This window comes from Nonomuraea sp. NPDC050790 (assembly GCF_044456745.1).
GTDB lineage: Bacteria > Actinomycetota > Actinomycetes > Streptosporangiales > Streptosporangiaceae > Nonomuraea.
The window spans coordinates 1,330,124-1,353,702 of record NZ_JBITGF010000001.1; the positions used below are offsets into that span (position 1 = coordinate 1,330,124).

General features: G+C 71.3%; 24 protein-coding genes. 9 read left to right on the forward strand and 15 right to left on the reverse strand.

Features of this window, described 5'->3' with window-relative positions:
* Window positions 1-150: 150 nt before the first annotated feature.
* Together ACIBEJ_RS05980 and ACIBEJ_RS05985 are read left to right on the forward strand one after the other, a co-directional pair.
* Window positions 151-813, forward strand: a complete 663-nt coding sequence (locus ACIBEJ_RS05980) for a GntR family transcriptional regulator (protein ID WP_397181476.1) — start codon at window positions 151-153, stop codon at window positions 811-813.
* A gap of 100 nt (window positions 814-913) precedes the next feature.
* Window positions 914-1,381 carry an OsmC family protein gene (locus ACIBEJ_RS05985; protein WP_397181477.1) on the forward strand — a complete coding sequence of 156 codons (468 nt, stop codon included), beginning with the start codon at window positions 914-916 and terminating at the stop codon, window positions 1,379-1,381.
* On the opposite strand, the gene ACIBEJ_RS05990 is transcribed toward ACIBEJ_RS05985, so the two are convergent.
* The 5 genes from ACIBEJ_RS05990 to ACIBEJ_RS06010 all read right to left on the reverse strand — a co-directional run bounded on the left by ACIBEJ_RS05990 (window position 1,353) and on the right by ACIBEJ_RS06010 (window position 5,321).
* Window positions 1,353-2,585 (reverse strand): RNA polymerase sigma factor, encoded by a 1,233-nt coding sequence (locus ACIBEJ_RS05990; protein WP_397181478.1) that lies wholly within the window; start codon window positions 2,583-2,585, stop codon window positions 1,353-1,355. The genes ACIBEJ_RS05985 and ACIBEJ_RS05990 overlap by 29 nt on opposite strands.
* Complete coding sequence (locus ACIBEJ_RS05995) at window positions 2,576-2,908, reverse strand: YciI family protein (protein WP_397181479.1); 333 nt, start codon at window positions 2,906-2,908, stop codon at window positions 2,576-2,578. The genes ACIBEJ_RS05990 and ACIBEJ_RS05995 overlap by 10 nt, the downstream gene beginning before the upstream one ends.
* Before the next feature lie 22 nt (window positions 2,909-2,930).
* The gene (locus ACIBEJ_RS06000) at window positions 2,931-3,704 is read right to left on the reverse strand and encodes a DUF899 family protein (protein ID WP_397181480.1); all 774 of its coding nucleotides are present in this window, start codon (window positions 3,702-3,704) and stop codon (window positions 2,931-2,933) included.
* A gap of 92 nt (window positions 3,705-3,796) precedes the next feature.
* The gene (locus tag ACIBEJ_RS06005) at window positions 3,797-4,318 is read right to left on the reverse strand and encodes a hypothetical protein (RefSeq protein ID WP_397181481.1); all 522 of its coding nucleotides are present in this window, start codon (window positions 4,316-4,318) and stop codon (window positions 3,797-3,799) included.
* A 295-nt stretch (window positions 4,319-4,613) separates the two neighbouring features.
* Window positions 4,614-5,321 carry a helix-turn-helix domain-containing protein gene (locus tag ACIBEJ_RS06010; RefSeq protein WP_397181482.1) on the reverse strand — a complete coding sequence of 236 codons (708 nt, stop codon included), beginning with the start codon at window positions 5,319-5,321 and terminating at the stop codon, window positions 4,614-4,616.
* A 154-nt stretch (window positions 5,322-5,475) separates the two neighbouring features.
* Here ACIBEJ_RS06010 and ACIBEJ_RS06015 point away from each other — a divergent pair, with 154 nt between their 5' ends.
* A complete protein-coding gene (locus ACIBEJ_RS06015; protein WP_397181483.1) occupies window positions 5,476-6,588 on the forward strand; it encodes a serine hydrolase domain-containing protein in 1,113 nt (370 codons plus the stop codon).
* Window positions 6,589-6,940: 352 nt separating this feature from the next.
* Here ACIBEJ_RS06015 and ACIBEJ_RS06020 read toward each other — a convergent pair whose 3' ends face one another.
* Window positions 6,941-8,248 carry a tetratricopeptide repeat protein gene (locus ACIBEJ_RS06020; protein WP_397181484.1) on the reverse strand — a complete coding sequence of 436 codons (1,308 nt, stop codon included), beginning with the start codon at window positions 8,246-8,248 and terminating at the stop codon, window positions 6,941-6,943.
* A 229-nt stretch (window positions 8,249-8,477) separates the two neighbouring features.
* Between ACIBEJ_RS06020 and ACIBEJ_RS06025 the strand changes: the two genes are divergently transcribed.
* Window positions 8,478-10,607, forward strand: coding sequence for a transglycosylase domain-containing protein (locus ACIBEJ_RS06025; RefSeq protein ID WP_397181485.1), 2,130 nt, complete (start codon window positions 8,478-8,480; stop codon window positions 10,605-10,607).
* Here the strand turns inward: ACIBEJ_RS06025 and ACIBEJ_RS06030 are convergent.
* Window positions 10,598-11,020 (reverse strand): SRPBCC family protein, encoded by a 423-nt coding sequence (locus ACIBEJ_RS06030; protein WP_397181486.1) that lies wholly within the window; start codon window positions 11,018-11,020, stop codon window positions 10,598-10,600. The genes ACIBEJ_RS06025 and ACIBEJ_RS06030 overlap by 10 nt on opposite strands.
* A gap of 34 nt (window positions 11,021-11,054) precedes the next feature.
* Between ACIBEJ_RS06030 and ACIBEJ_RS06035 the strand changes: the two genes are divergently transcribed.
* Entirely contained in the window at window positions 11,055-12,125 is a 1,071-nt protein-coding gene (locus tag ACIBEJ_RS06035) for a sensor histidine kinase (protein WP_397181487.1), read from the forward strand.
* Here the strand turns inward: ACIBEJ_RS06035 and ACIBEJ_RS06040 are convergent.
* From ACIBEJ_RS06040 to ACIBEJ_RS06050, 3 genes are read right to left on the reverse strand one after another with little or no spacing between them, the layout of a single operon-like run.
* Window positions 12,106-12,750, reverse strand: coding sequence for a response regulator (locus ACIBEJ_RS06040; protein WP_397181488.1), 645 nt, complete (start codon window positions 12,748-12,750; stop codon window positions 12,106-12,108). The two genes, ACIBEJ_RS06035 and ACIBEJ_RS06040, sit on opposite strands and share 20 nt — an antisense overlap.
* Complete coding sequence (locus ACIBEJ_RS06045) at window positions 12,741-13,859, reverse strand: sensor histidine kinase (protein WP_397181489.1); 1,119 nt, start codon at window positions 13,857-13,859, stop codon at window positions 12,741-12,743. Before ACIBEJ_RS06045 ends, ACIBEJ_RS06040 begins: the two co-directional genes overlap by 10 nt.
* A complete protein-coding gene (locus ACIBEJ_RS06050) occupies window positions 13,843-14,460 on the reverse strand; it encodes a DedA family protein (protein ID WP_397181490.1) in 618 nt (205 codons plus the stop codon). The genes ACIBEJ_RS06045 and ACIBEJ_RS06050 overlap by 17 nt, the downstream gene beginning before the upstream one ends.
* A 101-nt stretch (window positions 14,461-14,561) precedes the next feature.
* Between ACIBEJ_RS06050 and ACIBEJ_RS06055 the strand changes: the two genes are divergently transcribed.
* Together ACIBEJ_RS06055 and ACIBEJ_RS06060 are read left to right on the forward strand one after the other, a co-directional pair.
* Entirely contained in the window at window positions 14,562-17,282 is a 2,721-nt protein-coding gene (locus tag ACIBEJ_RS06055) for a DEAD/DEAH box helicase (protein WP_397181491.1), read from the forward strand.
* Window positions 17,279-18,376: an SWIM zinc finger family protein gene (locus ACIBEJ_RS06060; protein WP_397181492.1), complete on the forward strand. Its 1,098-nt coding sequence runs from the start codon at window positions 17,279-17,281 to the stop codon at window positions 18,374-18,376. Before ACIBEJ_RS06055 ends, ACIBEJ_RS06060 begins: the two co-directional genes overlap by 4 nt.
* Before the next feature lie 10 nt (window positions 18,377-18,386).
* Here the strand turns inward: ACIBEJ_RS06060 and ACIBEJ_RS06065 are convergent, their stop codons facing one another.
* The 3 genes from ACIBEJ_RS06065 to ACIBEJ_RS06075 form a co-directional block, all read right to left on the reverse strand.
* On the reverse strand, window positions 18,387-18,716 hold the full coding sequence (locus ACIBEJ_RS06065) for a YciI family protein (RefSeq protein ID WP_397181493.1): 330 nt from the start codon (window positions 18,714-18,716) through the stop codon (window positions 18,387-18,389).
* Between the two features lie 8 nt (window positions 18,717-18,724).
* Window positions 18,725-19,330: a dihydrofolate reductase family protein gene (locus ACIBEJ_RS06070; RefSeq protein ID WP_397181494.1), complete on the reverse strand. Its 606-nt coding sequence runs from the start codon at window positions 19,328-19,330 to the stop codon at window positions 18,725-18,727.
* 102 nt (window positions 19,331-19,432) lie between these two features.
* On the reverse strand, window positions 19,433-20,164 hold the full coding sequence (locus tag ACIBEJ_RS06075) for a glyoxalase (RefSeq protein WP_397181495.1): 732 nt from the start codon (window positions 20,162-20,164) through the stop codon (window positions 19,433-19,435).
* A gap of 97 nt (window positions 20,165-20,261) precedes the next feature.
* On the opposite strand from ACIBEJ_RS06075, the gene ACIBEJ_RS06080 reads away from it, so the two are divergent.
* Window positions 20,262-20,747, forward strand: a complete 486-nt coding sequence (locus ACIBEJ_RS06080; RefSeq protein ID WP_397181496.1) for a MarR family winged helix-turn-helix transcriptional regulator — start codon at window positions 20,262-20,264, stop codon at window positions 20,745-20,747.
* Between the two features lie 256 nt (window positions 20,748-21,003).
* Window positions 21,004-21,720, forward strand: coding sequence for a FadR/GntR family transcriptional regulator (locus ACIBEJ_RS06085; RefSeq protein WP_397181497.1), 717 nt, complete (start codon window positions 21,004-21,006; stop codon window positions 21,718-21,720).
* On the opposite strand, the gene ACIBEJ_RS06090 is transcribed toward ACIBEJ_RS06085, so the two are convergent.
* Together ACIBEJ_RS06090 and ACIBEJ_RS06095 are read right to left on the reverse strand one after the other, a co-directional pair.
* On the reverse strand, window positions 21,692-22,339 hold the full coding sequence (locus ACIBEJ_RS06090) for a response regulator (protein WP_397181498.1): 648 nt from the start codon (window positions 22,337-22,339) through the stop codon (window positions 21,692-21,694). The genes ACIBEJ_RS06085 and ACIBEJ_RS06090 overlap by 29 nt on opposite strands.
* Complete coding sequence (locus ACIBEJ_RS06095; protein WP_397181499.1) at window positions 22,336-23,571, reverse strand: sensor histidine kinase; 1,236 nt, start codon at window positions 23,569-23,571, stop codon at window positions 22,336-22,338. The genes ACIBEJ_RS06090 and ACIBEJ_RS06095 overlap by 4 nt, the downstream gene beginning before the upstream one ends.
* Window positions 23,572-23,579 lie beyond the last annotated feature (8 nt).

Consider the following 23,579-nt stretch of genomic DNA (forward strand, 5'->3'; position numbering starts at 1 on the left):
CATCCCTGCCCTCTTGGTGCGGAGCGGACTCGGGCTGACCCGTGGTCCGCGAAGACGAACCATGGGGCCGGTGCTGCTGATGGTGAGCCGGGCCTCGCGGTTTCGATGCTTTGTATGCAATGTATGCTGTGCATGCGAAGGGGGGATGGCATGCAGAGCGAGTCCGTGTACCGGCGGTTGCGTGAGCGCATCGTGACCGGGGGGTATGCGCCCGGCGAGCGGCTGACCGAACTGTCGGTCAGTGCGGTGCTGGAAGTGAGCCGGACGCCTGTGCGGGAGGCGTTGCGGCGGCTGGAAGGCGACGGGCTGGTGCGCAGCGCGGGGCGGGGCGTGATCGTGGCCACGCTCAGCGGTGCGGCGCTGGTCCATGCGCATGCGGTGCGGGCGGCGCTGGAGGCGCTCACCGCCGAGACCGCCGCTGAGCGGCAGCGGGCCGGTCGGATCGCGCCTGCCGAGCTGGCCGACCTCGACCGCGACAACAAGCTGCTGGCCCAGCTCACCCAGGCCGGTGACTTCGACCGGGCGATGTTGCTCAACCGGCGCTTCCATCTGCGGATCGCCGAGTTGGCGGCCAATCCGATCGCGCTGGAGATGCTTGATCGGCTCTGGGACCAGATCGTCGTGTCCACGCGTGCCTCCCTCGCTCCCCCGCAGCGGCCCGACGCGGTCATCGCCGAGCACCGGCTGCTGCTCTGTGCGATCGCGGACGGCGAGGCCGAACGTGCCGGCCGGATCGCCGCCGGGCATGCGCGTGCCACGGCGGAAGCCGTACCGGATGAGCGATCGGCATCGGAGGACGGCGACACGCGGTGACAGCCGCGCTCGGTGACAACGGCCCCCCTGACGACGATGACACTGCGACGGACGGCCGGATTGCGAAAGATCTGACTGTTGAGAAGGGAACGTGACTCCCATGGCCAAGACGCACCAGTACGAGGTCCAGGTGACGTGGACCGGCAACACCGGGAGCGGCACCAGCGGCTACCGCGACTACGAGCGTGCCCACGAGGTCTCCGCTCCGGGCAAGGATGTCATCGCGGGCTCGTCGGATCCGGCCTTCCGCGGCGATCCGGCGCGGTGGAACCCGGAGGAGCTGCAGGTGGCGGCGTTGTCGCAGTGTCACATGTTGTGGTTCCTGCACCTGTGCTCGGTGGAGGGGATCGTGGTGACGGGGTATCACGATCGTCCCGAGGGGACCATGGTCGAGACGTCCGATGGCGGCGGCCGGTTCGAGGAGGTCGTGTTGCGGCCTGAGGCCACGCTGGCCGATCCGGCCAACGCCGGACGGGCGCTGGAACTGCACGAGCGGGCCCACGAGCTGTGCTTCATCGCCAACTCGGTCAACTTCAAGGTCAGCCACTCGCCGACGTTCCCCGCCTGAGGGTCTCCTCCAGGCGGGCCTTGAGGTAGGCGCGGTCGGCGTCGGTGGGTGCCAGCGTCAGGGCTTCCCGGTACGCCCGCGCCGCCCCCGCGTAGGCCCCCTGCCTGCGCAGCAGGTCCGCCCGGGTGGCGGGCAGCAGGTGGTAGCCGGCGAGTTCGCCCGCGTCGGCCAGGTCCTCGACCAGGGCCAGGCCCGCCTCGGGGCCGTCGGCCATCGCGACGGCGACCGCGCGGTTGAGCCGGACGACGGGCGAGGGCAGAAGCTTCAGCAGGTCGTCGTAGAGGCGGACGATGCGGGGCCAGTCGGTCGCCTCGACACTCGGGGCCGTCGCGTGGCAGGCCGCGATCGCCGCCTGGAGCTGGTACGGGCCGGGGGTTCCGGGCAGCAGCCGCAGCCCCTCCGCGATCTTGGCAGGGTCCCACCGGGAGCGGTCCTGGTGCTCCAGCGGGACCAGGACGCCCGCCTCGTCGGCCCGGCTCGGGCGCCGCGCGTCGTGCAGCAGCATCAGGGCGAGCAGGCCGCGCGCCTCGGGTTCGGGAAGCAGGCGTACGAGCAGGCGGGCCAGCCGGATCGCCTCGGCGCTCAGGTCCTGGCGGACGAGGCGGTCGCCGGCGCTGGCGGCGTACCCTTCGTTGAACAGCAGGTAGATCACCGCGAGCACCGCGCGCAGGCGGCCGGGCAGCAGGTGCGTGGGCGGCACCCGGTACGGGATGCCCGCCTCGCGGATCTTCTTCTTCGCCCTGGTCAGCCGCTGGTACATGGCCGGTTCCGCCACCAGGAACGCCCGCGCGATCTCCGCCGTCGTCAGCCCGACCAGCGTCCGCAGCGTCAGCGCGACCCGGGCCTCGAACGGCAGCGCCGGATGGCAGCAGGTGAAGATCAGCCGCAGCCGGTCGTCGGGCACCTCGTCCGGCTCGGCCGCCTCCTGCGCGGCGTGGTCGAGCGCGGCGGCCTGACGGAGTTTGGCGGCGCCTACGGCTTCGCGCCGGAGCAGGTCCATGGCCCGGTTCCGCGCCGTCGTGGTGAGCCAGGCGCCCGGCTTGTCCGGGACGCCGTCGCGCTCCCAGCGTTCGAGCGCCGCCGCGAACGCGTCCGCGGCGCAGTCCTCGGCCAGGTCCCAGTCGCCGGTCACCCGGATCAGCGTCGCGACGACCTGCCCCCACTCCGCCGCGAACGCCTCGGCCACCGCCTCGTTCACTCCCACACCGGTCGTACCTCGACGGTGCCGAAGGCGGCGAACGGGTGCCCCGCCGCGATCTCGATCGCCTCGTCCAGGTCCGCGCACTCGACCACGAGGAAGCCGCCGATCAGGTCCTTGGTCTCCGCGTACGGGCCGTCGGAGATCAGCGTCTCACCGTCGCGCACCTGCACCTTCGTCGTGGCCGACGGGCGCAGGCGGGCGCCGCCCCGGTGCACGCCGCGTGCCTCGAGATCGGCGAGCCACGCCTGGTGCTCCGGCCACGCGTCGATCTCCTGGGGCGACTCCGAATGTTCCTCACCGTGCCAGATGACCAGTGCGTACCTCATCTACAGCACTATGGCACGCCCTTCACGGCCCCGCGGTGAGGTCGTCGGAGCGGCCGGCCTCGATCCGCGACCATTGGGACATCGGGCGCCCGTCGATGCGCCAGAACCGGGTCGGCGCCTCCTCCTTCCACGCCTGCGGCCAGCCGGGCGGGGAGTCCTCGCCGGGGTGCTGCCTGCCGTACACGGTGAGGTCCATGAGCGCGAGGCTGTAGTCCATGGCCTCGACGCCGCGGCCCGTCGTCCAGTAGGTCTCGAAGACGCGCTCGCCGTCGCGCAGGTAGCTGACCAGGTGCATCGAGCCGATCTGCCGCCCCACGAGCAGCGTGTCGATGGAACCCTTGGCCGAGTACCACGGCACGTCCCAGCCCATGAAATCGCGATAACGACGGCTTTCCTGGTACGGGCCCTGGCAGAAGACGGCGTAGGTGATGTCGCGCGAGTGCATGTAAGACAGCTCGGCAACCTGGCCACCGCACCACGTGCAGCCCTCACACTGCTCGGCGGCGGGCTGGCCGTCGAACCACATGAAGTAGTACGCGAGCAGTTGCCGCCGCCCCTCGAACGTCTCCAGCAGGCTGACCGGGCCGCCGGGTCCGATGAGCTCGGTGGCCGGGTCCACCTCGACCATGGGCAGGCGGCGCCGGGCGGCGGCGATGGCGTCGCCCTCGCGGGTGTGCGCCTTCTCCCGTTGGCGTAGCTCGCTGAGCTGGGCCTCGAAGGCGGCCCGGTCGGCGGGCGGCGGCATGCTGGGCGTGTTGCGGACGAGCGCTGTGGGCTCGCTGAGGTTCGAATTCATGACGGTCTCCTCCTCCTTCGGTACGGCTTCGCCCACCGACGAACGGGCACCGGGGGATTCGACATCGCCGGGAACTTTTCTTCCGAACATACTCAATGGGGCTGGTGGGCGTACCGGAGGGCTTGGAGGCCGGGGATCTGGACGGTGGCCTGGCCGGTGCCTTGGGCGTCCAGGACGGTTGCCTGGTTGCCAGACCCAGCCAGCAGATGACCGTGCAAGGTTGCCAGGCCACGCGTCTGGCCAGGCAGGTGCCAGGTCGCCAGGGACGCCAGCGTGGACGGGTCGGCCACCTGGATGGACGCCCCGGCGGCCAGGTAGAGGCGCCGGTCGTCGGCCAGGGCGTACGCCTGGCCTGAGTGCCTGGCGCCGAAGGCGGTGCGGGTGACGGTGAGGTCGGTGGTGTCGGCCTGGGCGGGTGGGAGGTGTTCCAGGACGTACATGACCTGGTCGTCGGTGGAGAAGGCCTCCGGCTCGACGTTGCCGTCGAGCCGGAGGCCGCGCACGCCGTCCGGTCCGGCCAGGGAGATGAGGGTGCTGGTACGCGGGCCGGGCGGCGGGCCGACTGCGACGAGGTTCCCCGACCGGGAGACCGCCTTGATCTGAGCGCCTGTCACGGGGGTTTCGCGGCTCCGGGGTTGGGCGGGCTTTCCGCGCAGGCGGACAGGGTGGCCAGGGCGAGTGCTCCGGCCAGGAGTTCACGTCGCGTCGTCCTCACATCTGCCCTACACCGCCCGGCGGCGAAAGGTTCAACCGCCGCGCTGGAGGAGTGGGCTTGCGTCAGAAGGACCGTCCACCCCGTAACCGCGTGAGCTGGGGTGCCACGAGGGGAGTGGCTCGTGCGGTTGATCTCAGGTGATGATCGGGGATCCGCATGGAGCCGCGTGGTGTTCGGGTGCGGAGCAGGAACCGTCATCGGGTGAGGAGGTGGCGGTAACGTTCGGCTACCGCGATGGTCTCGCGTCCCACGTGCTCGAAGAATTCGCTCATGGCGTCCATCCGGGCTCCGGCCGGAGTCGAACGGCCGAGGGCTTCGGCGTTCTCATGAGCGACCTCGGCCAGGCTGGTGTTGAAGCGCGCGCTGGCCAGGAGGGAGCGATACCAGATGTCCTGGTCGACGATGTAGCGGTCGCGCCGTCGGCGCTGGTCTCGCTCCCGGCCGATCAGGTTCATCGCCTCCAGTTCGGCGACTGCCTTGGAGATGGACGCCGGGCTTACCCGCAGGCGCTGGACGAGGTCGGCGGCGGCGAGGCCGCCGCTGTGCGTGGTGCACAGGCAGGCCAGCACGCGTGCGGACATCCGCGTCAGGCCCGACGCGACGAGAACGTCGGTGAGCTTGTCCTCCGCCTCTCGCGTTCTGGCCGCAGGAGGTGGTGGATCGATCGTTTTGGGACGTTGACGCCGGGCGCGCTGTCGTGTCGCCTCGTGCGCCTGATCCGGGCGGTAGGCGCCGGCACCGCCGTTGCGGTTCACCTCGCGGCTGATCGTCGACGTCGGCCTGCCCAGTCGCCGGGAGATCTCGGCGAACCCGATCCCGTCGGCCAGGCCCTGCGCTATCCGTTCGCGATCCTCCAGCGTCAACCTGCCGTCCGGCATCAGCCGTCCCTTCCTGGCGTCCATCCGCTCCTTGCATTCAATCACATTCACTGCAACGACTCGTTGCATTCATCGCCACAGTCACTGCAATTATCAGCTTCACCAGCGACTTTGATGTTGACCATTTTATAAATGCAACGTAGCGTTTCTGCTTGCGCAAATGATCGAAGGAGGACCCATGGCAACGACAGGAAAGCCCGAAACGAAACGCGAGGCCGTGCAGCGCGTGCTCGACGGCGTGGTGGCCTCAGGTGCGACGCCGGGCATCGTGACCGAGGTCCGGAAGGGCGACTCGCGGTGGTTCGCATCCGCGGGCAAAGCCGACGTCAGCACCGGACGCGAACGCGTGCCGCAGGAGTTGTTCCGCATCGGCAGTGCGGCCAAGGCGTTCACCGCCGCCACCACGCTGAAACTGGTCGGCGAGGGCGTGCTCAGCCTCGACGACACCGTGGAGAAATGGCTGCCCGGCTTGCTCGGCGGCAGCCCGTACGACGGCGACAAGATCACACTGCGGCGGTTGCTGAACCAGACCAGCGGCATCTACAACTTCAGCATGGACCCGGAGTTCTACGCCACCGGCCAAGGCGAGGCCTGGTATGAGCGCCGGTTCAAGGTCTTCACACCCGAAGAACTGGTGCGGATCGCGCTACGGCATCCGCCTCGCAACGCGCCCGGCGAAGCCTTCCACTACTCCAACACGCAGTACTACCTCGCCGCGATGATGGTGGAGAGCGCCACCGGCCAATCGTATGGCGACCTGCTCGATCGCCTCGTTCTGCGACCCCTCGGCCTGACCCGCACGTCGCTGCCCACCACGCGGACGGTCATCCCCGGACCGCATCCGGTGCACTACTCCCGGCTGTACGCCGAAGACCCGGCGGCGCCACTGCACGACGCGAGCGAGTCGAACGAGACCACCGCCTGGAGCGCCGGCGGAATGATCTCCTCGACCGGTGACCTGCTCACGTTCTTCTCGGCGCTGCTCTCCGGCCGGATCCTCAACCCGGCGCAGACGGAGGAGATGTTCACCACCGTGCCGACCGACGGCTCCGGGTGGCTGCCGGGCACCCGCTACGGGCTCGGCGTGTGGGCCGAGCAGAAGCTGCGGAGCGGCGTGCCCGTCTGGGGCAACGGCGGCGCCGACTACGGCACCTTCACCCTCGTCATGGGTAGCCCCGACGGGACCCACATGGTCGCCTCCCACGTGAACACCGACTTCTCCCCGCAGGCGTACGCGGCCTTCCTGGCCATTCTCGACATCGAGTTCAGCGACCCTGAACACGCCGGCTGACCGCGGCGTCGGGCATCGTCGGCCGCGGAGGACCGGGACCAGTTCGTCGAGGGTGTCGCCGGCGACACCCTCAAAGAGGGTGGCGCGGGCCAGGCGGGTGCGTTCTTCGCGGATGAAGTCACCACGTGTGGGGGCTCGCCGTGCCTGGCAACCAGCCGTGCGGGGTGCCAGGCAAGCCGCCGCACGGGGTGCCTGGTAACCAGCCAGCGAGGGTGTCAGGCAAGAAGCCTTCGAGGTGTCAGGCAACCTGGCAGGACGTGCTCCGGCCTGCGGAGTTGAAGGGGTCCCGCGGAGTTGAAGGGGTAAGGGCGGCTGGGCAGGGCCCTGGCCCTTACCCCGCGGGTGGGTGGGGTTAGGTGGCTGGGCCTTGGGCGATGTAGAGGTTCATGTCGGTGAAGTCGACCGTGATGTTGTAGGGCTTCCAGAAGGCGTGGGAGAACCAGCCCAGCGTGTTGAACCCGGTTCCGAAGGGCAAGGGCACGTTCACCTTCTGGTTGGGGTTGGTGTAGCAGTAGATCTGCTGGGCGGCGGCGTTGCCGAGGCGGATCTCCTTCGGGTAGCAGGGGTAGACGACGGCCGGGTGGCTTTGGGCGAAGGTTCCGATCTGGCGGTCGTGGTCGGTTCGGATGCCCAGCTGCTTGGCGGTCTCGCCGACCAGGCCGGCGGCGATCTCGTTGCCTCCGCCCAGGTTCACGCCCACCACCCCGGTGCGGGAGCCGTCGGCGCCGGTGAAGGTGCCGGTGCTGTGCATGTACTGCTCGCGGGCCAGCCACAAAGGCAGCGGCTTGGCGCCCGCCCGGATGGCGGCGGCGCGGACCTGCCGGGCCGTCGAGGGGGTACGGCGGCGCAGGATCAACCGCCGCCCCGCGTAGTCGAAGGTGGTCAGCAGGTGGTAGAAGACCCACGTGCCGATCAGGCCGTCGTTGTCGGTGCCGACGTTCTCGCCCGACTCGGTCGCCGACCAGCCCACGGGGACGTTGCGCAGTTCGATGCCGCCCAGCTTGAAGGATTCCAGGATCCCGTAGTGTCCCCACACGGACCCGCCCTCGAAATCGACCTTCTGGCTGGCCACGGGAACCAGCCCGGCCTCCTTGGCCACCGAGGCGCTCAGGGACAGGTTCGGAGCGCCGGTGTAGAACGAGAAGCGCTTCGCCGGCCCGCCGTTCACCGACGCCTCGACCAGCGGCGTCGGGTCCAACTGCGTCAGCGGCACCCGTGCGCTCTCGCCGTGGATCTGGTAGCCGGCGCCGCGGACGGCCGCGAACCACTTGGCGTAGTTGTCCTCCCCGGCCGCCTTCCAGTGGGGCACGGACTGGGCGAACTTGTCCTGCCGGATGTAGCAGTCGGCCAGGAGGTAGCTGGCGTCCTTGTCGCCGGGCGCCAGCGCGACGGCCATCTTGAGGTACTTCTCCGCGTCGGCGAACCGGTTGCCCAGCAGCCCGACGTACCCGCGCCCGCGCGCCGCCGGCAGGTTCCGGGGATCCCGTTTCAGGATCTCCTCGTACGCCCGCCCCGCCTCCTCGAACCTGCCGGCCTTGAACAACGCGTCACCACTGTCGGCCAGCGCCGGAACAGCCCTGCCCAGCAGGCCCGCCGTCCCGGCCAGCACGGCGGCCCCCCGCAGCAGCGAACGCCGGTTGAATTCTCCGTCAGCGAGCAATGCCTTCTCCTTGTTCCTAGATCGGCATCCACTGTCGGTCAGCCGTGTCCCCGCCTCGTCCCCGCCGTGTCATGGTCGTGTCACGGCTGCGGCAACACCGGACGGCCTCCGTGAGTGACCTGCGACGATAGCCGTTTCACGATCGCCGGATGACGGATATCGGTCTTGGACACCTCCCCGCCCGATCTGGTCTCCTTTGATGCGATATTTCGGGGGGAACGGAGTGGGCATGCGGGCTGGTCGGAGCGTTGCGCAACTGGCGGGGGCCGGGCTGGCGGCGGGGGTGGTGGCGGCCGCGATCGGAGCGATCCCGGTCGGCGGCGCCGGAATGGCGATCATGGCGGCCACCGACGAACTGCAGCCGGTCGAGCTCAAGGAACCCCCGCTGGCTGAGAAGAGCACGGTCCTGGACGCCTCCGGCAAGCCGATCGCCCAGTTCTACGAGGTCTACCGGGAGATCGTCCCGCTGGCCGACGTCGCCGAGACCATGAAACAGGCGATCGTCGCCATCGAGGACTTCCGCTTCTACGAGCACGGCGCCATCGACTTCCAGGGCATGGCCAGGGCCCTGGCCAAGAACCTGTCGGCCGGCGGCGTCAGCGAGGGCGGCTCCACGATCACCCAGCAGTACGTCAAGCAGGTGCTCCTGACCACCGCCCGCACCAAGCAGGAGAAGGCCAAGGCCCTGGAGACCAGCTACGCCCGCAAGCTCAACGAGCTGCGCCACGCCATGTCCGTGGAGCAGAAGTACACCAAAGACCAGATCCTCGAGAAATATCTGAACATCGCGTACTTCGGCGCCGGCGCCAACGGCGTCGAAGCCGCCGCCAAACGCTTCTTCGGCGTCCCGGCGGCCAAGCTCACGCTCGCGCAGGCGGCCACGCTGGCGGGAGCCGTACAGTCGCCCAGCAACACCGACCCCTCGGTCAGCAAGGCGCACCGCGCGCGGCTGCTGGAGCGCAGGAACATCGTCCTGGACCGGATGGCCGGCCTCGGCAGGATCTCCAAGGAGGACGCGGCCGCCGCCAAGGCCAAGAAGCTCGGCTACAAGGGCGTGCCGCTGCCCGGCGGCTGCGAGTCCAGCCGGTACGCCTACTTCTGCATGTACGTGCGCAACGAGATCCTCAACGACCCGTCCTTCGGCAAGACCAGGACCGCGCGCAAGCAGTTCCTGGAGCGCGGCGGGCTCACGATCCGCACGACGCTCGACCGCGGCATGCAGGCCGCCGCCGACCGCGCGATCAAGAAGCGGGTGTACGCCGGCGACAACCCCGTGGCCGCCCAGGCGCTCGTCCAGCCGGGCACCGGGAAGATCAAGGCGATGGCCGCCAGCCGCGAGTACGGCACCGGCAAGAACCAGATGTCCTACAACCTGGTGGCCGACGTCGCCCACGGCGGCGGTACCGGCTTCCAGCCCGGCTCGACGTACAAGACGTTCACGCTGGTGGCCGCGCTGCAGCAGGGCATGCGGGTCAACGACGGGATGACCGTGGGCGCCGGCTACCGCGCGCCCGGCTACGCCACGTTCAAGAACTGCAAGGGCGGCAACGTCGGCGACCCTACCCACACCGTCACCAACGATGAGGGCTCGGGCGGGTACAAGACGCTGCAGACCGGGACGTGGGGTTCGGTCAACACGTTCTTCCTGGAGCTGGAGCAGCGGGTCGGGCTGTGCGAGACGGTCAAGACCGCCAAGGCGCTCGGCAGCAAGCGGGCCGACGGCAAGCCGCTGGGCGAGTACCAGACGTTCACGCTGGGCATCAACGAGAGCGACCCGGTGACGGTGGCCGCCTCGTACGCGGCGCTGGGGGCCAGGGGCAGGTACTGCGCGCCGATGGCCATCACCGCGATCACCGACCGCGACGGCAAGAAGACCGCCTACGAGCCGACGTGCCGCCAGGCGATCGACCCCGAGGTGGCCGACGCGACCGCGCACGTGCTGTCGGGGGTGTTCACTAAGGGCACGATGCGCGGCGTGGGCGGCATCGGCCGCCCGGCCGCGGGCAAGACGGGCACGACCGACGACTACGCCGCCGCCTGGTTCGCCGGGTTCACCCCTGACCTGGCCTCGGCGGTCAGCATCGGCGACCCGCGTGGCGCGCAGCGCTACAAGCTGACCGGCGTCACGATCGGCGGCCGGTACTACGGGCTGGTGGCCGGGGCCACGATCGCCGGGCCGATCTGGCAGGAGACGATGACGCAGGCGCTGAAGGACGTGCCGCGCACGCCGTTCACGCCGCTCAACACCGCGCGCTTCGGCGGCGGCGCGCCGCCGCCGTCAAGCGAGGACGAGCAGGACACTCCGAGCGAGGACGAGCAGCGGCAGGACCCGCCCGGCGAGGAGGAGACTCAGCGCTGAGCCAGCTCGCCCACCCTGAGCAGTGACCGCCTGGCCATGAGCACCGTCGCCGCGTGCACGAGCGGCCAGGCCGGCAGCGCCCACCGGGGCACCTCGACCTTCTCGGCCCACACCACCCGGCACACGTACGGCCCGAGCGGGCGTACCCGGAAGGCGCCTTCGCCGCGCACGATCGTGCCGGTGTGCGCCACGCGCACCCGGTGCGGCGGCTCCCACTCGGTGATCGTCATCGTGTCGAGGAAGCCGAACGGCCTGATCCCGGTGTAGGCCTCGATCCGGTCCTGGCCGACCTTCCTGGCGTCGGTCAGGAACATCCACTCGCGGTGGCGGGGCCAGTCGGTGATGAGCGAGAAGACGGCCTCGGCGGGCGCGTCCAGTTCGACGGCCACGGCGGCGTACCTGAGGCTGCTCATCCGTCCAGCCTAAAGCAGGGCCTACGGTGGACGGATGCAAGGTGACCGGCCCGGCCTCAAGGGCTTCCTCGGCTTCGGCCTGCTGGGCGTGGGCGTGGTGTGGGACGCCCTGGCCGGCCTCTACCGGCCGGTGTGGCCGGCGTGGGCGGGGCTGACGCTCACGCTGGGGCTGTACGCGCTGCTGGTCCTGCGCCCGCTGCCGGTGGCCGCCGCGCGCTGGACGCTGGGGGCGATGGCCGCGGTGGTGACGGGCATGGCGCTGGTCTACGCCAACGGCTGGTTCTACCTGTTCCCGCTGCTCGCGCTGGCCTGCGCGCTGGTGCTGGAGGGCCGTCCCGTCCAGGTGGCGCTGGGCGCGCTGGCGGTCGTGACCGCGCTGGCGGTGTGGCGCGGCGGCGAGGGGGTCGGGCCGATCATGGGGTTCGCCTGGGGTTCGTTCAGCACGGGCGTGGTGATGGCGGCGTTCCTGCGGCTGCACGCCGTGATCGCCGAGCTGAACAGCACCAGGGAACGGCTGGCCGAGGCGGCCGTGGCCGAGGAACGGCTGCGGTTCTCCCGGGATCTGCACGATCTGCTGGGCCACACGCTCTCGGTGATCGTGGTGAAGGCGGAGGCGGTGCGGCGGCTGGCCGTACGCGATCCCGAGCAGGCGGCGCGGCAGGCGGCCGACATCGAGTCGGTGGGACGGCAGGCGCTGACCGAGGTGCGCGAGGCGGTCACCGGCTACCGCCAGGTCAGCCTCGCGGCGGAGCTGGAGCGGGTCAGGGAGGCGCTGGAGGCGGCGGGCGTGGAGGTGGTCGTGCGCCAGGACGGCGCGGCGCGGCCCGCGCAGGCCGAGGCGCTGCTGGCGTGGGTGGCCCGCGAGGCGGCCACCAACATCCTGCGCCACAGCGACGCCGCCGGCGCGCTCTTCGAGGTGAGCGGGACCACGCTCACGGTCCGCGACGACGGCGTGCCCAAGCATCAGGGACGGCCGGCGGGCAGCGGTCTGCGCGGCCTGTCCGAGCGCCTGGGCAGGGCCGGAGGCAGCGTCTCGGCGGGCCCGCTGCCCGGCGGCGGCTACGAGGTGCGCGCGAGCCTGCCCGTCACGACTGCAGATAGCTGAGCACGGCCAGCACGCGCCGGCTGTAGCCGGTGGTGTGGGAGAGGCCGAGCTTGTCGAAGACGGCGTTGACGTGCTTTTCCACCGCGCTCTGGGAGACGTGCAGCGCCTGGGCGATCGAGGCGTTGGTCAGGCCCTGGGCCATGTGCTCCAGGACTTGTCGTTCGCGGGCGGTCAGGCGTGAGAGCGGGTCGGTGTGGCTGGTGCGGGCCAGGAGCTGGCGGACCACCTCGGGGTCGAAGGCGGCGCCGCCCTCCCCCACCCGCTCCAGCGCGTCGAGGAAGTCGGCCACCTGGGCCACGCGGTCCTTCAGCAGGTAGCCGACGCCGTCCACGCTGCCGGACATCAGCTCGGTGGCGTACTTTTTCTCGACATACTGCGACAGCACCAGCACCTTGACCGACGGACGGCGGCGCCGGATCTCCAGGGCGGCGCGCAGGCCCTCGTCGGTGTGGGTGGGCGGCATGCGCACGTCCACGACGACGATCTCCGGGTCGTGGGCCTCGACCGCCTCGATGAGCGCCTGCCCGTCGCCGACCGCCGCGGGCACCTCGTGGCCCTCCTCGTGCAGCAGCCGTACCAGGCCCTCGCGCAGGAGGATGGAGTCCTCGGCCAGGATCACCCGCACGGCAGCTCCGCGGTGATCACGGTGGGCCCGCCGGCCGGGCTGTCCACGAGGAGCCTGCCGTCGATCGCGGCCACGCGCCGCGCCAGCCCGGACAGTCCCCCACCCGTCGGTACGGCCCCGCCGCACCCGTCGTCTTCGATACGCACGACGACCATTGTCGCCTCCTGCCGGATCTCCACGCTCACCCCGGTGGCCGCGGCGTGCTTGGCGGCGTTGGTCACGGTCTCGGAGACGACGAAGTAGGCGGCCGTCTCCACGGCCATCGGCGGGCGCTCGGACAGGTCGCAGCGGATGTGCACGGGCACGCTGGAGCGTTCGGCGACCCCGGCCAGCGCCTCGGCCAGGCCGAGGGTGTCCAGCCCGCTGGGGTAGACGCGCCAGGCGACCTCGCGCAGCTCCGACAGCGCCCGCTGCGCGTCCTCGTGGGCCTGGGCCAGCAGTTCGGTCCTGCCGCCGCGGCGGGCGCGGCCGATGAGCATGGACAGGGCGACCAGGCGTTGCTGCAGGCCGTCGTGCAGGTCGCGTTCGATCCTGCGCCGCTCGGCGTCCACGGCGGCCACGATGCCCGCCCTGGTCTCGGCCAGTTGCTCGATGCGCCGGATGAGCGCGGCGGTGGGGTCGGGGGCGAGCATCGTGCGGGCGAGGTTCCTCTCCACCCCGCGTACGCCCAGAAGTCCCGAAATATCGAGGAAAAGCAAGACGATGCCGGAGAAGCCGATGTACAGCAGGATCGGAAGCGTGGGCAGCATCCCGTCGAACGGCTCGTTGCGCGCCCACGTCCAGCCCAGGCGGATCCCGGTCACGACGCCGAACACCAGCAGTCCCAGGACCGCCCCGCCCAGCACCCCGAGCGGCACCCGCGCCGCCAGGTAGGCCGTGGCCCGCCCCGCGTCGACGCCCTCGTCCACCGGCACGCTCAGCCGCCGGGCCTCGGACCCGGCCAGCCGCAGCGCCGCCCGGTCCAGCGCCGACAGGGACGTCGCGCCGCGTGCCGTCCGCCAGGCGCGTACCGGCGCGGCGACGATCAGGAAGGCGAGCCCGGCCACCGCGGTGACGGCGCCGAGCGCGATCTCCCCGAGCAGGCGCAGCGCCTCAGCGGCGCGCCCCATGCTTGCCCTTCCGCCGCTCGCTGAGCCGCATGACGATGAAGACCACCACCGCCAGCGCGACGATGCCGAGCACCACCTTGCTCCCGATGCCCACGTACGTCTCGACCAGGTGCCAGCTCTCCCCCAGGTAGTAGCCGGCGAGCACGAAGATGGAGTTCCAGATCGCGCTGCCCGCCAGCGTGAGCAGGGTGAAGGTGGGCAGCGGCATGCGTTCCACCCCGGCCGGGATGGAGATGAGACTGCGGAAGATGGGGATCATCCGCCCGAAGAAGACCGTCTTCTTCCCGTGTCTCTGGAAGAACGCCTCGGTCTTCTCGATGTCGGAGATCTTGACCAGCGGCAGCTTGCCCGCCAGGCGTAGCGTGCGCTCGCGTCCCAGCAGCGCGCCCACCCAGTACAGCGCCAGCGCGCCCACCACGGAGCCCACCGTCGTCCACACGAGCGCGTCGACGAGTTCCATCTCGCCCCGGCTGGCGGTGAATCCGGACAGCGGCAGGATCACCTCACTCGGCAGCGGTGGAAAAAGGTTCTCCAGCGCGATCGCGAGGCCCGCCCCTGGTGCTCCCAGGGTCTCCATGAGGTCAACCACCCAGTCCGTCATGTCATGAAGGCTAGGCAAGATCCGGCGAAAGCGAGAATGCGGCGTACTCCCCAATAAGGGTGGGGTTAACCACAGCCCTATGTACCGTACACTGTACGGCTGTGACTTCCTTGGTACGGCATGCCGTCGTCTTCGAGCCCGGCGATCCACCACGAACAGGGACGATGGCCTTCCTCGACCCCGAAGGCCAGGACACCTCCACGGTGGCCGAGCCATACGGCGAGGGGGTGCGCACCCGGCAGGTTCCGGTGCGCAGAATTTCCGTCTCCGAGGCGGTCTCCACCCTCGCCAGGGCCAGGACCGACCAGGAAGCGCACCCCGCGGCCCGTTTCTGGGGCGCCGCGGCGCTGGTCGCGCTCCAGCTCGTGACCAGGGGGCGGATCCTGCCCGGGGTGTCGGCCGGGGAGCACGACGCGTGGCGGGCGGGGCCGTTCGACGCCGCCGACGTGGCGCGGATCAGGGAACTGGCCGACGCCATGCCCGCGGCGGCGCGAGCCGTACCGCTGGAGGAAGGCCCTGACGGGCCGGTGCTGCCCGACGCGGAGAGCCACGTGCGGGCCTTCCTGGACGCGGTCGCCGACGCGATGCCGCGCTCGCCCGGCGCGGTGCGCGCGACGGGAACCTCCGCGTTCGCGGCGATGCGCCCGGTGAGGGTGCCGCAGTTGCGGCCGTGGGCGGAGGAGGTCGCCGCGGGCCTCGACTCCGGGGTACGGCTGTCGCTGCGGGTGGAGTGCGACGACCCGGCGGGCTCGGAGTTCCGCGCAGTGGTCCAGCTCCACAGCCTGGCCGACCCCTCGCTGGTGGTCGACGCCGCCGACCTGTGGGCCGGCGACGACCCCGGCTTCGGCCCCCGCGCCAGGATCGAGACCATCATCGCCGTGCGCCGCGCCGCGAAGTCCTGGACCCGGCTCGAACGCCTGCTGGAGAGCCCCGTCCCCGACGAGCTGGCCCTGTCCGACGGCGACGTCGAGGAACTGCTGGCCGGAGCGGCCACCCGCCTGGGCGGGGCCGGGGTGGACGTGCACTGGCCGCGGTCGATGGTGCGCGGGCTCAGCGCTCGCGCCGTGCTCGGCGAGAGCGAGCAGGCGCCCTCCGACCTGCCGTCCTACCTGGGCGGCGGGCAACTGACCAGCTTCAACTGGCAGCTCGCGCTCGGCGGGCAGCGGCTGACCGCGGCCGAGATGGACCAGCTCGCCGAGGCCCACCGCCCCGTCGTACGGCTGCGCGACCAGTGGGTGCTCATCGACCCCGACCTCGCGCTCAAGGCCCGCCAGCGCGAGCTCAAGCCGCTGACCGGCATCGACGCCCTCGGCGCCGCGCTGACCGGCAGCGTGGAGATCGACGGCGAGCAGGTCGAGGTCGAGCCGAGCGCCTGGCTGGTGGAGCTGCGCGAGCGGCTGGCCGAGCCGGAGGAGATCGGCGTGCCGGAGGGGCTGGCCGCCACGCTGCGCGACTACCAGGTACGCGGCCTGCGCTGGCTGGCCAGGATGACCTCGCTCGGCCTGGGCGCGTGCCTGGCCGACGACATGGGCCTCGGCAAGACGATCACGCTGATCGCCCTGCACCTGCACCTGCGCGAACACCGTCAGAGCGGGCCGACGCTGGTGGTCTGCCCGGCCTCGCTGCTGGGCAACTGGGAGCGGGAGATCGGCAAGTTCGCCCCTGGCGTACCAGTGCGCCGCTATCACGGGACAAATCGCGATTTGTCGGAAGAGGGCTTCGTCCTCACCACCTACGGCACCATGCGGCTGGACGCGGAGAAGCTGGCCGCGCACCCGTGGGGCATGGTCGTCGCCGACGAGGCGCAGCACGTCAAGAACCCCGCCTCCAGCACGGCCAAGGCGCTGCGCGAGATCCCGGCCGCCGCCCGCGTCGCCCTGACCGGCACGCCCGTGGAGAACAACCTGTCGGAGCTCTGGGCCGTCCTCGACTGGACCACGCCCGGCCTGCTGGGCTCGCTGGCCCGCTTCCGCGCCCGCTGGGCCAAGCCGGTCGAGTCCGGTGACACCCAGGCGGCCGAGCGGCTGGCCAAGCTGGTCGGGCCGTTCCTGCTGCGGCGCCGGAAGTCCGATCCCGGCATCGCGCCCGAGCTGCCGCCCAAGACCGAGACCGACCGGCCCGCCCCGCTCACCACCGAGCAGGCCGCGCTGTACGAGGCGGTCGTGCGCGAGATCATGGCGCAGATCGCCGAGGCCGACGGCATGGCCAGGCGCGGCCTGATCGTCAAGCTCCTGACCGGGCTCAAGCAGATCTGCAACCACCCGGCCCAGTACCTGCACGAGGCCACGCCGCAGCTCACCGGCCGCTCCGGCAAGCTCGAACTGCTCGACGAACTGCTCGACACCATCACCGCCGAGGACGGCGCCGTGCTGGTCTTCACCCAGTACGTGGCCATGGCCAGGCTGCTGGAGAAGCACCTGGCCGGACGGGGCGTCGCCAGCCAGCTCCTGCACGGCGGCACCCCGGTGCCCAGACGCGAGGAGATGGTCAGGCGCTTCCAGGACGGCGAGGTCCCGGTCTTCCTGCTCTCGCTCAAGGCCGCGGGAACCGGCCTCAACCTCACCCGCGCCGACCACGTCATCCACTACGACCGCTGGTGGAACCCGGCCGTGGAGGACCAGGCCACCGACCGCGCCTACCGCATCGGCCAGACCCGGCCCGTCCAGGTCCACCGGCTGATCACCGAGGGCACCATCGAGGACCGCATCGCCGAGATGCTCGCCGCCAAGCGCTCGCTGGCCGAGGCCGTGCTGGCCGGCGGCGAGGCCGCCCTCACCGAACTCACCGACGCAGAACTCGCGACCCTGGTGGAGCTGAGATGACCGCCGTCAAGGGATTCCCCGCCTTCGCGCCGCAACGTGCCGGCGCCCGTTTCGCCACCTCCTGGTGGGGCCTGGCCTGGATCAAGGCCATGGAGGACACCTCCCTGGACCACACCCTTCTTCGCAAAGGCCGCGCCTACGCCAAGACCGGGCAGGTCGGGCCGATCGCCGTCTCCCCCGGGCGGCTGGCGGCCACGACCGAGGGCGAGTACGACACCGTCGTACGCGTCGCCCAGCTCACCGACGCCGAGTGGGAACGCTTCCTCGACCAGGTTGCCGCCCAGGCCGGGCACATCGCCGCGCTGTTGGACGGGGAGGTGCCGCACGCCCTGGTCGAGGCGGCCGAGGACGCCGCGGTCCCGCTGCTGCCGACGGTCGGCGACCTGGAGCCCGAGTGCGACTGCCCGGACTGGGGGCATCCGTGCAAGCACGCGGCCGCCCTGTGCTACCAGACCTCCTGGCTGCTGGACGGCGATCCGTTCCTGCTGCTGTTGTTGCGCGGGCGGGGCCGTACCGAGTTGCTGGAGGCCCTGCAGCTGCGTGACGCGCCCGCGCCCGCCGCGACCGGGATGCCGGCCGCCGCGGCGTTCTCGCTCGGGGTGCCGCCGCTGCCCGCGCCGCCGCCCGCCGCCGTGGAGTACGTGCCGCTGGAGCTGGAGGAGGCCGCGGGCGTGGACGTCGCGGCGCTGAAGGTGCTGGCCGCCTCCGCGTCCGCGCGGGCGCGCGAGCTGCTGTCGGGCGCCAGCCCCGCCGTCCTCACCGAGCGGCAGGACCGGGTACGGCTGGCCGCCGAGCACGGCCTCGACATCGGCGACCCGCCCGCGATCCTGGCCTGGCAGTACGGCGGGCCCACCGGCCTGGAGGTGCTCGACCACGCCTGGACGCCCGCCCGGCACGAGCTGGCCAGGGCGGAGGCCGCCTGGCAGCGCGAGGAACTGCCGCCGGTCGAGGCCGCGCGCAACCGCTGGACGCTCGGGTCGCTGCAACTGCGCCTGGGCAGGGACGGCAGGTGGTATCCGTTCACGCTGCGCGAGGGCGAGTGGTGGCCCTCGGGCGCGCCGGAACGCGACCCGTCGGCGCTCGCCTACGGCTAGCGGCGGCGGCTCAATCGGGCAGGAAAGGACGTACCTCGACCCGCCGGTTGCACGCCTTCGACCCCTCGGCCGCGAGCTTGAGCGCCTCGTCGAGACCGGGGGCCTCGAAGACCCAGAAGCCGGCGACGTATTCCTTCGACTCCAGGAAGGGCCCGTCGGTGAACGCCCCGCGCCCGCTCCGGTTGTCGATCACCGTGGCCGAGTCCGGCGCGCCGAGGCCGCCGCCGAACACCCAGTGCCCCTCGGCCACCATCCTGTCGTTGAACACGTCGATGGCGGCCATCTCCTCGGGGGTGGCCGAGCCGGTCCTGTCGTCGATCACGGATACCAGATACCGCATGTCAGCTCCTATGCCGCGTACCGCGGGCGTCCGCCCGGCCGATAGACCTGCATGGTGATGCCGTTGGCGAAGGCCCGCCAGCCGGCCAGCTCCAGGGCCGCGTCCGGCCCGCTGTCCGGGAACAGCCGCGTACCCTGCCCGACCACCACGGGATAGGTGAACAGGGTGATCTCGTCCACCAGCGCGTGGTCAAGGAGCCAGCGCACCAGCGCGCCGCTGCCGTGGACCTGCAGCTCGCCGTCCTGCCCGGCCTTCAGCTCCCGTACGGCTCCCGCCACGTCGCCGGACAGCACGCTCGTGCCCGCCCATGCCGGTTCGCCCAGCGTGGTCGAGGCCACGTACTTGGGCCGGCTGTTCAGCGGCCCGGCGATGGGGTTGGCGTCGGGATCGGGCATGACGCCCCAGGACCCGGCGAAGATCTCGTAGGTCCGCCGGCCGAACAGGAACGCGTCGGCCCGCTGGTAGATCTCGCCGAGGAACGTCTCGGCCTCGCCGGAGAACAGCGGCAGCGCCCAGCCGCCGCGCTCGAAGCCGCCCCGGCGGTCCTCGCCGCGCGCGCCGAGTCCCTGCATCACGCCGTCGACGGAGACGTTGGTGACGGTCGTCAGTTTCATGATCGTGGTTCCTTCGCTCGCTTGGTGACCCTCTCACCTCCGCTACGAACGTCTCCCCCTCGATCAGACATCTCGACCGCAAAAATCTCCGAGAAGCGTCTATCAGCCGCGCAGCCAGGACTCCAGCGCATCGGCCTCCCGCAGTTCGGCGGCGATGCGGGCCTCCTCCTCCGGCGTCAGCGTGATCGCGCGCAGGTCGGCGATCAGGCCGTCGATCCGGTCGCGCTCGTCCAGGGCCACGGCCAGCTCGATCATCGTGGCCAGGGCCAGCGCCCGCTCCACGGCCGGGGCGTCACCGGCGTGCCTGCGCAGGGCGGAGGTCAGCGCGCGGAAGGCGGCCCGGTCGTCGTTCTTGAACTCCCGCAGGATCCGCGCGTTGTCGATCGCCCTGGCCAGGCGGGGCAACGACTTGTCGCCGCCGTACTCCAGCTCCATGGGCTCGTCGCGCTGGACGAAGAGGATCGAGTTGCCCGACGGGTCGACGAGCGTGAAGCGCGAGGCGCCCTTGCGGTAGCGGGTGATGCGCGGGCGTCCCGTCGCCAGCACCCTTCCGTAGGCGGCCCGCATCGCGGCGCTGAAGTGCGCGTGGTACGGCGCCGCCGCGTCGATCATCACGAGGCAGCCGCCGCCGTCCTCGTTGGCCGGGTCCATGTCCGCGGGCGGCCTGCCGAAGTGGAGCTCGACGTTGTTCCACCGCAGCGCCAGGTACAGGTACGGCTTGGTCATCTGGTAGGTCACCTCGAACCCGAGCGCCTGGTAGAACTCCAGCGTCTCCTCGAGGGACACGCACGGCAGGATCGGGATGGTGGTCTCGTTCCGGGGCGTCGACGTCACGGGGCCGAGCGTAGGACGGATCGCGAAATCTCGCCTATGGACCGTTCCAAGCTCTGCTTTGGCCCTTGACTATCGGGCCTCGAATAAACTGCGCGGCATGGACGCGTTCGACGGCATCCTCGCCGCCTGGCAGCGGGAGCGGCCCGACCTGGACCTTTCGCCCATCGGGGTGTTCGGGCGGCTCGCCGGGGTGGCGCGGCTGGTCGAGGCGGCGGTGGAGGAGGTGTTCGCCAGGCACGGGCTGCGGCAGGGCGAGTTCGACGTGCTGGCGGCGCTGCGGCGGTCCGGCCCGCCGTACCGGCTGATCCCGTCGGAGCTGGCGGCGGTGCTGATGATGTCGCGGGCCGGCATGACGAACCGGCTCGACCGCCTGGAGGCGGCGGGCCTGGTCGAGCGCACCCTGGACCCGGCCGACCGGCGCAGCTTCCGCATCACGCTGACGGAGGAGGGGCGGCGGGTGATCGACGAGACGCTCACCGAACACGCCGCCACCCTGGCCCGCCTGGCCGCCGGCCTGTCGCCCGAGGACACCGCCTCCCTCGACCGCATCACCCGCCACATGCTGGCCACCCTCAACCACTGACGACCATCCCCGCTGCTGCTCACCCTCCTCGACGACCTCCCGGTGGCCTTCTCGCAGGAACGCGTGGACCGTCTCCAACCGGCCGGGCGTGAGCGTGGCCATCAGGCGGCGCCATCTGCCCGCCTCGGGCTCGTGGTCATGGCCGCCGGGTTCGTGCTGCCGGGTAAACCTGCCTAGGAAGTGAAGGTGTCAGGTTGCCTAGCCGCGCGCTAGGATGGCGGCCTTACCACGGCCACACGACGAGGGGTTCCAGGCGATGGCGACGGGCGGCCCGAAGTTCGAGGTGACCCCTGTGGTCAAGAAGAGCGCGGCGGTCCAGGTGGCCGACCAGCTCGTCGTGGCCATCAGGGACGGCCATCTCAAGCCGGGCGACAAGCTGCCGTCCGAACGCGAGCTCGCCCAGAACTTCGACGTCAGCCGGCCGACCATCAGGGAGGCGCTGGCCGCCCTGGAGCTGGCCGGGCTGGCCAAGTCGCACAAGGGCAGGGGCACGGTCGTCACCGGCTCGTCGGCCGTCGTGGCCACCTGGGGTGTCGAGGTGCTGCCGCCGCAGGTCTTCGAGGCGCGCCTGGCCATCGAACCGGCCCTCGCGGCGCTGGCCGCCGAGAAGCGTTATCCCGAGGATCTCGACGCCCTGGAGTCGACGCTGGAGGCGCTGGAGGACGAATACCGCCGGACCGGCGCGTACGTCAGCGACCTGCCCCTGCACCGCGGCATCGCCCGCGCGGCGCGCAACCCGATCCTCGAGAAGTCCCTGGAGGAGGCGCTCCGTCACCTCGACGGGCCGCTGTGGTCGGAGCTGCGCCGGCGCGCGCTGTCGGCGCCGGGGGTGCGCGGCGGGCACGTGGCCGAGTTCCGCCTGGTCTTCGAGCACATCGCGGCCGGGCGGGCCGAGGCGGCGGCCGACGTGTGGCGCCAGCACCTCCTCCACTACCGCAGCGAGATCATCGGCGCTCCGGGGGCTCGGGGATGAGCAGGCGGCGGTTGAACGCCTCCGCCACCGCGGCGGCGCGATCGCTCACGCCGAGCTTGGCGTAGATGCTGAGCAGGTGACTCTTCACCGTCGCCTCGGTGATGAACAGCAGGGCCGCGGCCTCCCGGTTGGTGTTGCCCGCGGCCACGAGTTCGAGGACCTCCTGCTCGCGCGGGCTGAGCAGGGGCGGGGCGGGGGTTCTGACCCGGTTCATCAGCCGGGCGGCCACCGAGGGCGCCAGCACGCTCTCGCCCTTGGCGGCGGCGCGGGCGCCGCGCAGCAGGTCCTCGCGGGGTGAGTCCTTCAGCAGGTAGCCGGTGGCGCCCGCCTCGATCGCGGGAAGCACGTGCGCGTCGTTGTCGTAGGTGGTCAGCACCAGGACCCGGGCCTTCACGCCGAGCCGGGCGAGCTCGGCGATCGCGCTCAGGCCGTCCATGCCGGGCATGCGCAGGTCCATGAGGATCACGTCGGGCTGGAGCTCCTGCGCCAGCCGTACGGCCTCGGCGCCGTCGGCGGCCTCGCCCAGCACCTCGAAGCCGGGAGCGGAGGCGAACATGCTGCTCAGCCCGTCCCTGACGACAGGGTGATCGTCGGCGATCAGCAGCCGGATCGGGGTCATGCGGGGCTCCCGGCCGACGGGACGCGGGCGGAGATCCCGGTGCCGGCGCCGGGTTCCGACTCGATGCGCAGCGTTCCTGCCAGGCCCTCGACCCGCTGCCGCATGATGGTCAGCCCGAAACCGCCGCCGGGCTCGTGTTCGCCGGGGTCGAAGCCCCTGCCGTCGTCGCGCACGTCCAGCGCCACCTCACGTTCCAGATAGGACAGTGTCACCCCGGCCCTGGTGGCGTCGGCGTGCTTGGCCACGTTGGCCAGTGCCTCCTGGGCCGTTCGCAGCAGCGCGAACTCGGCCTCCGGCGGCATCGGCCGTACCGTGCCCGTGGTGGTGACCCGCACGGGCAGCCCGTGCAGCTTCGACCAGCGCTCGGCGACGTCGGCGAGCGCGTCGCTCAGGCGCGCGGCCTCCAGCGGCTCGGGCCGCAGCGCGTCGACCGAGCGGCGGGCCTCGGCCAGGCTCTCCCTGGCCAGCCCCTTGACGGCCGCGAACGGCCGCCGCCACTCGGCCGGCACCTCGTGCATCTGCTCGGCGGCCTGCAGTTGCGTGATGATCCCGGTGAGTCCCTGCGCCAGCGTGTCGTGGATCTCGCGGGCCATCCGCTGACGCTCGTCGAGCACGCCCGCCTCTCTGGCCTGGGACAGGAGCTGGGCGTGCAGGCCGGCGTTCTCGGCGAGCGTCGCCTCCAGCAGCTTGTTGGCACGGCTCAGCTCGGCGTGGGCCAGGATGCGCCGTTGCCGCTCCTTCTCCGCCTGGTGCAGGACCCAGGCGGCGCCGCACATCATGACAATGTTGACCACGACGATGCTCACGGTGACGGTCAGGCCGAACGCCGTGTCCTTGGGCACGTGGGACGCCTGGGCCGTACCGGCGACGACCGCCACCGCGGCCAGGCCCGGCACCTGCCGCGGCCAGCCCACGACGGTGAAGCCGAAGATGTAGGCGGCGGGGGTGAACAGCCCGTAGTACGGGTCCCAGGCCACCATGATCGCGGTGATCACCACCATCCCGGCGAAGAACACCCCCATGATCCGCGGGCGCTCCCACCAGTCCGGCCGCAGCGTGAACATGACGAGCATCCACACCGCGGCCAGCCCGCACAGGCCGAGGTCGACGAGCAGGGACTCATCGGTCGAACCGACCACCCTGAAGATCACAAGCACCGCCAGCAGCGGGTACGGCACCGCCGTCATCACCACGAACGCCCGCATCTCCGGCGTCGCCCTCCAGAGCTTCACATCTCCCC